The following is a 10608-nucleotide window of genomic DNA, read 5'->3' as shown; positions in this document are numbered from 1 at the left end:
GTTCGCGGGAGTGTCCGCGGCATGGATGCCGCGGCCAAGCCTCCAGGGACGGATTCACGGCGTCTCCCGCGAACCCAACCCGCCCGACCCAGCGCGGCTTTCGCTCTTGCTTCAACGCGACCAAGCCCCCGCCACGAGGGGCTCAGCCGTTGGCCGGAATCACAGTTCCGAACGAATGCGCTCGCGCAGTGCTTCCAGATCCTTGGCAAACGCATCGATACCGGTCGCCAGCTTCTCGGTCGCCATCGGATCGGCCGCCAGATCCGCTGCGAACTTCGCCGCATCGATCGGGGTCACGGCCACGCCGTCGGCCGCACCGGCCACCAGCTTGCGCGGCAGCTCGCCGTGGTCGGCGTCCAGCTTCTCCAGCAGGTCCGGCGAAATCGTCAGGCGGTCGCAGCCGGCCAGCGCTTCGATCTGCGCGGTCGAACGGAACGAGGCGCCCATCACCACCGTCGGCGAACCGCGGCGCTTGAATTCGGCATACACGCCGCGCACGAACTTCACGCCCGGGTCTTCATCGATGTTGGCCGGGGTCTGGCCGTTGGCCACGTACCAGTCCAGGATGCGGCCGACGAACGGCGAGATCAGGAACGCGCCGGCTTCGCTGCAGGCCAGCGCCTGGGTCGGGTTGAAGATCAGGGTCAGGTTGCAGTCGATGCCCTCGGCCTGCAGGATGCGCGCGGCTTCCACGCCTTCCCAGGTCGCGGCGATCTTGATCAGGATCTTCTCGCGCGGCACGCCGGCATCGGCGTACATCTGGATGAACTGGCGGGCCTTGGCTACGGTGGCAGCGGTGTCGTGGGCCTGGTCGGCATCCACTTCGGTGGACACGCGGCCCGGCACCAGCGTGCTCAGCAGCGCGCCGACGCCGATGGTCAGGCGGTCGGCCACGGCGTGCACCACGGCTTCGCGGTCGCCACTCTGCTGGCGGCCCCAGGCCAGTTCGCGTTCGATCAGCTCGGCGTAGACCGGCAGGTCCAGCGCCTTCTTCACCAGGGTCGGGTTGGTGGTGCAGTCCACCGGCTGCAGGCGCTTGATCGCCTCGTAGTCACCGGTATCGGCAACGACCACGGACAGTTCGCGCAGCTGGGACAGTTTGGACGGGGTACTCATTACGGCTCCTGGTGCAGGGGGATCGAATCGCGCGCGGTGCGCAGCGGTAATCAGGGGCGGTCGTTGTGGACCGCGGTCACGCGCAGGCGCAGCTTGCGGCCGCCGGGCGCGTTCCAGTCGATGCTCTGGCCGATCGAAAGGCCGAGCAGGGCACTGCCGACCGGGGCCAGCACGGAAACCTTGCCTTCATCGACGTTGGCTTCGCGGGGGAAGACCAGGGTCAGGACGTGCTTCTCGCCCGACACTTCATCTTCGCACTCCACGCGCGAATGCATCATGACGATGCCTTCGGGAATCTGGTCCGGTGCCAGCACGGTGGCACGGTTGAGTTCTTCAGCAAGCGCGAGCGCGGCAGGCGTCTGGCTCAGCGCAGGGGATTCGAGCATGGCGTCCAGGCGGTCCATGTCGAAGGTGGAAACGGTGATCGACGGCGGCAGGCCGCTGGCGGTACTCATGGTGAAGCTCCTTGGTTGAAAGCCATGCAAAAGGCGGCACCTGCTGGCGCCGCCTGTCTGTATTGTGGGGACAAATGCGACCGGAATCGACTCCTGCCGATTCCAGGCCGGTGCTGCGGGGGTTCAGCCGTTCAGCGCGGGGCCGGGCAGGGCGGTCGTGTCGCCGGCGGCGTTGACCGCTTCCAGGGTGAACAGCGCCTGCGGCAGGCGCTTGAACTGATCGGCCAGCTCCATCAGGAAGTCGTTCATGGCCGAGCTGCGGCGCCAGATCATGGCGATGCGACGGCTGGGGCGGCCTTCGCCGGTGAAGTCGAGCAGGCGGATGTTGTTCGAGCGCGGCACCGGCGGCTGCACTGACAGGCTTGGCAGCAGGGTGATGCCGACGTCGGCGGCGACCATCTGCCGCAGGGTTTCCAGGCTGGTGGCGCGGAACTCGGACTTCTCGTTGGCACCGAACAGGCGGCAGACTTCCAGTGCCTGATCGCGCAGGCAATGGCCATCTTCCAGCAGCAGCAGCTTCTGCGTGGCCAGCTCCTGCACGTCCAGGTGTTCGCGACGGGCCAGCGGGTGGCGCCCGGATACGGCCAGCAGGAAGGGTTCCTCGAACAGAAACTCGGCATGCAGCTGGTCGTCGATCACCGGCAGGGCCAGCAGTGCAGCGTCGAGCTTGCCTTCGCGCAGGCGGTCCAGCAGCACATCGCTCTTTTCCTCGACCAGCAGCAGTTCCAGCTCCGGGAAGCGATCGCGGATGCGCGGAATCACATGCGGCAGCAGGTACGGGCCCAGGGTCGGGAAGATCCCCAGGCGCACCGTACCGGCTTCCGGATCGCGACTGCGACGTGCCGCTTCCTTCAGCTGTTCCACTTCGGACACGATCACCCGTGCCCGTGCTGCTGCTTCCTGGCCGGCCGGGGTCAGCATCACCTTGCGCGGTGCACGTTCCACCAGCGGCAGGCCCAGCTCTTCTTCCAGCTTGCGGATCTGCGTGGACAGCGTCGGCTGGCTGACGAAGCAGGAGGCGGCAGCCCGGCCGAAATGCTTGTGGTCGGCCAGGGCTACCAGGTACTTCAGATCACGTAGGTTCATCCTTACACCCCAGGGGTAACGGACCGGCTGACGGCATGGTTACCCGACAGGCAGACAATGTTCCCGGTGATCTGGGAACGATGGATCAGGCAGCTTCAGCAACGGCACCGCTGCTGCTGCTCACCGACGAGCGGATCAGGTGGTCGAACGCGCTCAGTGCGGCGGTCGAACCGGCGCCCATGGCAATGATGATCTGCTTGTAGGGTACCGTCGTGCAATCGCCAGCAGCGAACACGCCCGGCAGGTTGGTCTGGCCGCGGTCATCGATGACGACCTCGCCACGCGGCGACAGCGCCACGGTGTCCTTCAGCCACTCGGTATTGGGCAGCAGGCCGATCTGCACGAAGATGCCTTCCAGCTCGACGCGGTGGGCGTCGCCGCCGACACGGTCCTTGTAGACCAGGCCGGTGACACGGCTGCCGTCGCCCAGCACTTCGGTGGTCTGTGCGCTGGTCAGCACGGTGACGTTGGCCAGGCTGCGCAGTTTCTTCTGCAGCACTTCGTCGGCGCGCAGGCTGGAATCGAACTCCAGCAGGGTTACATGCGACACGATGCCGGCCAGATCGATGGCCGCTTCCACGCCGGAGTTGCCGCCGCCGATCACCGCCACGCGCTTGCCCTTGAACAGCGGACCATCGCAGTGCGGGCAGTAGGCCACGCCCTTGTTGCGGTACTGGTCTTCGCCCGGCACGTTCATCTGGCGCCAGCGTGCGCCGGTGGACAGGATCACCGAACGCGACTTCAGCACCGCGCCGTTTTCCAGCTGCACCTGCACCAGGCCGTCTTCACCGGCCGGCACCAGCGCACTGGCGCGCTGCAGGTTCATGATGTCCACCTCGTACTCGCGCACGTGCTGTTCCAGCGCCGTGGCCAGCTTCGGGCCTTCGGTCTCCTTCACCGAAATGAAGTTCTCGATCGCCATGGTGTCCAGCACCTGGCCACCGAAACGCTCGGCGGCGATACCGGTGCGGATGCCCTTGCGTGCGGCATAGATCGCCGCTGCCGCGCCAGCCGGGCCACCGCCGACCACCAGCACGTCGAAAGCGTCCTTGGCGGCGATCTTCTCGGCATCGCGCTTGCTGGCATTGGTGTCCAGCTTGGCCACGATCTGCTCGAGGGTCATGCGGCCCTGGTCGAAGACTTCACCGTTGAGGTACACGGTCGGCACCGACATGATCTCGCGCTGCTCGACTTCGTCCTGGAACAGGGCACCGTCGATGGCCACGTGCTGGATGCGCGGGTTGAGTACCGCGGCCAGGTTCAGTGCCTGCACCACGTCCGGGCAGTTCTGGCAGGACAGCGAGAAGTAGGTTTCGAACTTGTATTCACCTTCCAGGTTCTGCACCTGCTCGATCAGCTCGGCGGTGGCCTTGGACGGGTGGCCGCCGACCTGCAGCAGCGCCAGCACCAGCGAGGTGAACTCGTGGCCCATCGGCAGGCCGGCGAAGGTCAGGTGGATATCCTGGCCCGGGGTGCCCAGGTCGAAGGACGGCACGCGGCCCTGGCCATCGCGCAGCACCTGCAGCGAGATCTTGTCCGACAGGCTGTCCAGGGTCTGCAGCAGTTCCAGCATTTCCTGCGACTTGGCGCCGTCGTCGGCGTGCGCGGTGATCTGGATCGGGCGGGTCACGCGCTCCAGATAGGTCTTCAGCTGCGACTGCAGGTTGGCGTCCAACATCGGGTCATCTCCTGGCTTCAGGCAAACAGGGGGCGTGGCACCGCTGTAGAAGGTAGCGGACCAGCAGGGGGTAGGGGTGAACCCAAGACAGCGACCGTGGAAGGGGCTGGCTGGCCAAGGCGGGCGAGCGTTGGCTGTCTTGGGTTCACCCCCACGCCGGTGGGGGGACCGGCACGGGGATGAAAGGCGCGCCGTGGCGTGGGGCCACGGCAGGCCGGTACCGCTTTAGATCTTGCCGACCAGGTCCAGCGACGGGGTCAGGGTCTTCTCGCCTTCCTTCCACTTGGCCGGGCACACCTGGTTCGGGTTGGCGGCGGTGAACTGGGCAGCCTTCAGCTTGCGCAGGGTTTCGGAGACGTCACGGGCGATCTCGTTGGAGTGGATCTCCAGGGTCTTGATCACGCCTTCCGGGTTGATGATGAAGGTGCCGCGCAGGGCCAGGCCTTCTTCCGGAATGTGCACGCCGAAGGCGTTGGTCAGCTGGTGGGTCGGGTCGCCAACCAGCGGGAACTGGGCCTTGCCGACGGCCGGCGAGGTTTCGTGCCACACCTTGTGCGAGAAGTGGGTGTCGGTGGTGACGATGTAGACCTCGGCGCCGGCCTTCTTGAACTCGGCGTAATGGTCAGCGGCGTCTTCGATCTCGGTCGGGCAGTTGAAGGTGAAGGCGGCCGGCATGAAGATCAGGACCGACCACTGGCCCTTCAGGGTGCTGTCGGAAACCTTGATGAACTCGCCATTCAGGTAAGCATTGGCTTCGAACGGCTGGATCTGGGTGTTGATCAGGGACATCGTTTTTCCTCTGGGTGAAGGGGAGTGGGTGAATCGACAGGACCTAGAGTACCGACTCGCTATCGATAAGAACAATCCATTGATTGCATCTATTTGATAGATGTAGTCTATCAAAATGCACTGAGCAGGCACTGAACCCGGACGCTTTCATCCTGCAACTGCCTGTGTGACAAGGAAAATCTTCCGGAACGGCTGAATAGGGCCAATAGTCCCTCCTTATCCGCTCGGGCAGAACCTGAACGGATTGCAGCCTTTTGTAGAGTCGAGTCATGCTCGACTGCGGACCTGTGGATGTGTAGCTCGACTGCGGCAGAAGCAGCCGAGCATGGGCTCCGCTCTACAATTGCGGCATGCTTTCCCAAACCGAACCCACCCTGCGCCAGATCGTGGCCGAGGCCAGTGCCCGCCTCGGCGGCGTCGAGGCCCGCCACGAGGCCGAACTGCTGCTGCTGCATGTGCTGGAGCGCCCGCGCAGCTGGCTGTTCGCGCATGCCACCGATCCGCTGGCCGCCGCCGACCTGGCCGCCTTCGAAGCGTTGCTGGCCCGCCGCGTGGCCGGTGAGCCGGTGGCCTACCTGACCGGCCGCCGCGGTTTCTGGACGCTGGACCTGGAGGTCGACTCGGCCACGCTGATCCCGCGTCCGGAAACCGAGCTGCTGGTCGAGCTGGCGCTGGAGCGGCTGCCGCCAGACCAATCGCTGCAGCTGGCTGACCTGGGCACCGGCAGCGGTGCGATTGCACTTGCACTGGCCACCGAACGGCCCCAAGCGCAGGTGCTGGCTACCGATGCCAGCCCGGGCGCGCTGGCCGTGGCCGCGCGCAATGCTGCGCGCCATGAACTGCGCAACGTCCGCTTCGCCGAGGGCGGGCACGACTGGTATGCGCCACTGCAGGGTGCACGCTTCGACCTGATTGCCAGCAACCCGCCATACATCGCCAGCGATGATCCGCACCTGGCACAGGGCGACCTGCGTTTTGAACCGGCCACCGCGCTGGCCTCCGGCGTGGACGGGCTGGATGACATCCGCCGCATCGTCGACGGTGGCCAGGCCCATCTGCTGCCCGGCGGTTGGCTGCTGATCGAGCACGGTTGGGATCAGGGCGCGGCGATCCGCGCGCTGTTCGATGCGGCGGGTTTTGCGGAAGTACAGACCGTGCAGGATCTGGAGCAGCGCGACCGCATCACCCTGGGCCGGCGTCCGGCCTAGAATGGAGGTTCTCCTGCCCCGGCAGGGCATCACCCTGGAGCTGCAAGCATGCGTACGCTGTACCCCGCCATCACCCCCTACGACGTCGGCACCCTGAAGGTCGACGACCGCCACACGCTGTACTTCGAACAGTGCGGCAACCCGGACGGCAAGCCGGTGGTGATGCTGCACGGTGGCCCGGGCGGCGGCTGCAGCGACAAGATGCGCCAGTTCCACGACCCGTCCAAGTACCGCATCATCCTGTTCGACCAGCGCGGTGCCGGCCGTTCCACCCCGCACGCGGACCTGGTGGACAACACCACCTGGGACCTCGTCGCCGATATCGAGAAGCTGCGCGAGCACCTCAAGGTTGATCGCTGGCAGGTGTTCGGCGGCAGCTGGGGTTCGACCCTGGCACTGGCCTATGCCGAAACCCACCCGCAGCGCGTGACCGAACTGGTCCTGCGCGGCATCTTCATGCTGCGTCGCTGGGAACTGGAATGGTTCTACCAGGAAGGCGCCAACCGCTTGTTCCCGGATGCGTGGGAGCACTACCTCAAGCCGATTCCGTCGGTGGAGCGTCATGACCTGATCTCGGCCTTCCACCGCCGCCTGACCAGCGAAGACGAAACCACCCGCCTGGAAGCGGCCAAAGCCTGGGCGGTGTGGGAAGGCGCGACCAGCTTCCTGCACGTCGATGATGACTTCATCAACAGCCACGAAGACCCGCATTTTGCGCTGGCGTTTGCCCGCATCGAGAACCACTACTTCGTCAACGGCGGCTTCTTCGAGGTGGAAGACCAGCTGCTGCGCGACGCGCACCGCATCGCTGACATTCCCGGCGTGATCGTGCACGGCCGCTACGACGTGGTCTGCCCGCTGGCCAACGCCTGGGACCTGACCAAGGTGTGGCCGAAGGCGAAGCTGGAAATCACGCCGGCCTCGGGCCACTCGGCGTTCGAAGCCGAGAACGTGGACGCACTGGTGCGCGCCACCGATAGCTTCGCCTGATCGGTAACGCCGGGCCATGCCCGGCGCTACCGGCCCTCATCCACGCATGGCGTGGATCTACCGCAGCCTGGTAGTGCCGGCCGCTGGCCGGCAACCCGGAAACGGTTGGATGCGCGCAGACGCCGGCCAGCGGCCGGCGCTACCACTGCCCGGCCAGCAACGCGTCGGCCAGTACCTGCAGCTTTGGCGAGCATTGCCGCGAGGGCGGATAGATCAGTGACAGTGCGCGGCTGCGGCCTTCGAACGGCTGCAGCACGCGCTGCAGGCGGCCATCGGCCAAGGCGTCGGCCACGGCGAAATCCATCACCTGCACGATGCCGATACCGGCGATGGCCGCTTCCACCAGCGGATCGCCGCTGTCGAACACAATCCGCGTCGGCGGCGTGAACTCGCGCAGTTGCCCGTCCTGCAGGAACTGCCAGTCCACCAGCCGGCCACTGCGCAGGTTGCGCACCGCCAGGCAGGCATGATCCTGCAGCGCGGACACATCGTCCGGTGCGCCGCAACGGGCCAGATAGGCGGGGCTGGCCACCGTCACCCAGCGCAGCGGTCGCAATGGCCGCGCGACGATGCGCTGGTCGGCGATGACGCCGGTGCGCAGCGCGGCATCGAAGCCTTCCTCGACCAGATCGACCAGACGGTCGCTGAGCACCGCTTCCACCTGCAGCTGCGGATGCTGCTGCAGCAACGGCGCCAGCATCGGCACCAGCACCTTGCGCCCGAACATCGACGGCGCACTGATCTTCAATGTGCCCGAGGGCGTGCACGGGCGGTCGGCCAGTTGCCGTTCGGCATCGTCCAGGCCGGTCAGCAGTGGTGCCACCTGTTCCACGAACTGGCGGCCATCCGGGGTCAGCGCCACGTTGCGGGTGTTCCGCTGCAGCAGCTTCACCCCCAGCGACACTTCCAGCCGCCCGATCGCGCGCGACAGGCCGGACTGGCTCAGGCCCAGCTGGCCGGCGGCCACGGTGAAACTGCGCGCTTCGGCCACCTGCACCAACATGCGCACCGCATTGAGGTCCATCGAGGCTCCATTCATGCCGAAAATCATGACAGATATGGTCGGGGAGGGGTTTATTGATTGGCTCGCATCAATGAGACTGCGCTCCCCCACCGCGCCAGACCGCCGATGCCTCCCCTCAAATATCCGCGCTGGGCGCTGACCCTGCTGGCCACCGCCCAGCTGATCATTGCCCTGGATGCCACCATCATCTTCGTTGCCCTGCATGACATGGGCCGCGCGCTGCAGATCAACGCGCAGCAGCTGCAATGGGTGGTCAGTGCCTACACCGTGGCGTTCGGCGGCAGCCTGTTGCTGGGTGGCCGTGCCGCCGACCTGATCGGCCGCCGCCGCTTCTACCGGCTGGGCATGCTGCTGTTCGCGCTGGCCTCGCTGCTCGGCGCGCTGGCGCCGAACGCCACGCTGTTGATCATCGCGCGCGCCGCACAAGGCGTCGGGGCGGCGCTGCTGTTCCCGGCCACGCTGGCGCTGATCAACACGCTGTACGCCGAAGGCCCGGTACGCAATCGTGCGCTGGCGATCTGGAGCATGGCCAGTGCGGTGGGCCTGGCGCTGGGCACGCTGCTCGGCGGCGTGCTGACCCAGGCGTTCGGCTGGCCGGCGGTGCTGGCGGTGATCGTGCCGCTGGCCACGGCGTGCGCGGTCGCGGCCGGTACATGGCTGCCGTCCGATGGTCCACGCGTGCAGGGCCGTTCCTTCGATCTGGCCGGTTGTCTCACTGTCACCGCCGGCGGCAGCCTGTTGGTCACCACCCTGGTGCAAGGGCCGGAGTGGGGCTGGACGGCGCCGGCTACGCTCATCTGCCTGCTGCTTTCAGCCGTACTGTTGACGGTGTTCGTACAGATCGAAAAGCGCAGCCGTGACCCGCTGATGCAGTTTTCGCTGTTGCGCCTGCCCGGCCTCCGCGCCGCGCTGGGTCTGACCTTCGCTTTCATGAGCAGCTATGGCGTGCAGTACTACTTCCTGGCGCTCTACTTCCAGGATGGCTATGGCTGGAGCCCGCTGCAGGCCGGTATGGCCTTCCTGCTGCCGACATTGGTGTGCACCTTCGGCATCCGGATTGCCGAACGCATGCTGCGGCGCCGTTCGCCACGGCAGGTGCTGGCCTGGGGCTTCGCCGCAGGTGCCGTCGGCATCGCCGCGGTGGCCCTGGCGATGCCGCATGGCGCCAGCTACTGGCCGCTGTTGCCGGGCATCGTAGTGCTCAGCGTCGGCCAGGGCATGAGCTGGACGGCGATGTGGATCGTGGCCGGGCAGGGCGTGCCGGGTCCGCAGCAAGGCGTCGCGTCCGGCATGGCGGCCACCGCCCAGCAGATCGGCGGCGCCTTGGGATTGGCGGTACTGGTGATGGTCGCCAACGCCGCGCGCGGCACGCAGGCGGCAACCAGCCCTGATGCGTTGCAGGGCATGGTCAATGCACAGTACGGCGCCGCGCTGTTCGCCGCGCTCGGCGTGGTGATCGCGCTGGGCCTGCGCCCGACGCCGGTAGACTCGGCAGCGACTGCCTGCCTGAGCACCGACGCATGATCGAACTGTTGGACCTGCAACAGACCCTGCATGCCTTCGCTGTCTGCAACGATGACGATGAGGTGTGGAACGCCTTCGGCTGGGTGATGGCCAGCAACGAGGACCTGCTGGCTGCGCGGTTGTGGTTGCCGTCATCCAGTGATGAAGCGCTGGATGACGACGGCGAGCGATCGGCCGCTTCGGCAGCGATGGGGCTGTTCCCGTATCTTGAACCGGCCACGTTTGCCGACGTGCTGGATGTGCAGAAGCGGCAACGCCCGCTGTCGTCGCTGCAGGACTACGCGCAGGCACTGGCCTACTACGCCGAGTACGACGCGTTCCAGCAGGTCGAGGGTATCGACGAGGCCCTGGGCGAAGCGGGTGCTGAGGAACAAGCGGAGGCGCGCGAGGCAGGGGGGGGCGCAGGCATCTTCGCTTCCTTCGATCTGACGCTGAAGGCGTGCCCGGAGGGGCAGATCAAAGCCGCAGCGCAGCGCGTGGCGCGCCTGATGGAGATTCCGGTGGGCGAGGCGCTGGCACGCTGCCGTGCGTTGCCGCTGGTCCTGGGTGAAGCGCTGGATCGTCGCCGCGCGCAGGCGATCAAGGATGATTTCGAAGCGATCGGTGCGACCGTGCAGGTGCACGGGTTCAAGCCGTTCCCGTGGATGGATGCGCCCGTATTGCGGTAGTGGGGGGCGCCGGGCCGTGAAAACACGGGAGGTTGTTGAATTTAAATTGGGGCGCCCCGCCCCCGCCACC

At 66.5% G+C, this 10608-nt stretch carries 10 protein-coding genes; 4 read left to right on the top strand and 6 right to left on the bottom strand.

The features are described 5' to 3' along the window. Window positions 1–159 precede the first annotated feature (159 nt). From ABE423_RS19485 to ahpC, 5 genes are all read right to left on the bottom strand, one after another. On the bottom strand, window positions 160–1116 hold the full coding sequence (locus tag ABE423_RS19485) for a transaldolase (protein ID WP_253145638.1): 957 nt from the start codon (window positions 1114–1116) through the stop codon (window positions 160–162). Between the two features lie 50 nt (window positions 1117–1166). Beyond that, window positions 1167–1571 (bottom strand): nucleoside diphosphate kinase regulator, encoded by a 405-nt coding sequence (gene rnk / locus ABE423_RS19480; protein ID WP_005408156.1) that lies wholly within the window; start codon window positions 1569–1571, stop codon window positions 1167–1169. 123 nt (window positions 1572–1694) lie between these two features. Then, complete coding sequence (locus ABE423_RS19475) at window positions 1695–2657, bottom strand: LysR substrate-binding domain-containing protein (RefSeq protein WP_032129919.1); 963 nt, start codon at window positions 2655–2657, stop codon at window positions 1695–1697. Window positions 2658–2742: 85 nt separating this feature from the next. Next, the gene (ahpF, locus tag ABE423_RS19470; protein ID WP_346487221.1) at window positions 2743–4335 is read right to left on the bottom strand and encodes an alkyl hydroperoxide reductase subunit F; all 1593 of its coding nucleotides are present in this window, start codon (window positions 4333–4335) and stop codon (window positions 2743–2745) included. A gap of 225 nt (window positions 4336–4560) precedes the next feature. Beyond that, entirely contained in the window at window positions 4561–5124 is a 564-nt protein-coding gene (gene ahpC / locus ABE423_RS19465; protein ID WP_004144811.1) for an alkyl hydroperoxide reductase subunit C, read from the bottom strand. A 350-nt stretch (window positions 5125–5474) separates the two neighbouring features. Between ahpC and prmC the strand changes: the two genes are divergently transcribed. Together prmC and pip are read left to right on the top strand one after the other, a co-directional pair. Next, a complete protein-coding gene (gene prmC, locus ABE423_RS19460; RefSeq protein WP_346487219.1) occupies window positions 5475–6332 on the top strand; it encodes a peptide chain release factor N(5)-glutamine methyltransferase in 858 nt (285 codons plus the stop codon). 48 nt (window positions 6333–6380) lie between these two features. Then, a complete protein-coding gene (gene pip / locus ABE423_RS19455; protein WP_032130095.1) occupies window positions 6381–7322 on the top strand; it encodes a prolyl aminopeptidase in 942 nt (313 codons plus the stop codon). A 139-nt stretch (window positions 7323–7461) separates the two neighbouring features. Here pip and ABE423_RS19450 read toward each other — a convergent pair whose 3' ends face one another. Next, the gene (locus ABE423_RS19450) at window positions 7462–8346 is read right to left on the bottom strand and encodes a LysR family transcriptional regulator (RefSeq protein ID WP_346487224.1); all 885 of its coding nucleotides are present in this window, start codon (window positions 8344–8346) and stop codon (window positions 7462–7464) included. A gap of 105 nt (window positions 8347–8451) precedes the next feature. Between ABE423_RS19450 and ABE423_RS19445 the strand changes: the two genes are divergently transcribed. Further along, the gene (locus ABE423_RS19445) at window positions 8452–9870 is read left to right on the top strand and encodes an MFS transporter (RefSeq protein ID WP_293796180.1); all 1419 of its coding nucleotides are present in this window, start codon (window positions 8452–8454) and stop codon (window positions 9868–9870) included. Beyond that, window positions 9867–10538 (top strand): hypothetical protein, encoded by a 672-nt coding sequence (locus ABE423_RS19440; RefSeq protein WP_346487217.1) that lies wholly within the window; start codon window positions 9867–9869, stop codon window positions 10536–10538. The genes ABE423_RS19445 and ABE423_RS19440 overlap by 4 nt, the downstream gene beginning before the upstream one ends. Window positions 10539–10608 lie beyond the last annotated feature (70 nt).

This window comes from Stenotrophomonas sp. TWI1409, assembly GCF_039673015.1.
In the GTDB taxonomy this organism is placed as follows: Bacteria; Pseudomonadota; Gammaproteobacteria; order Xanthomonadales; family Xanthomonadaceae; genus Stenotrophomonas; species Stenotrophomonas maltophilia_A.
The sequence above is the reverse complement of the archived record's forward strand: the minus strand, read 5'-3'. Positions and strand labels throughout refer to the sequence as shown.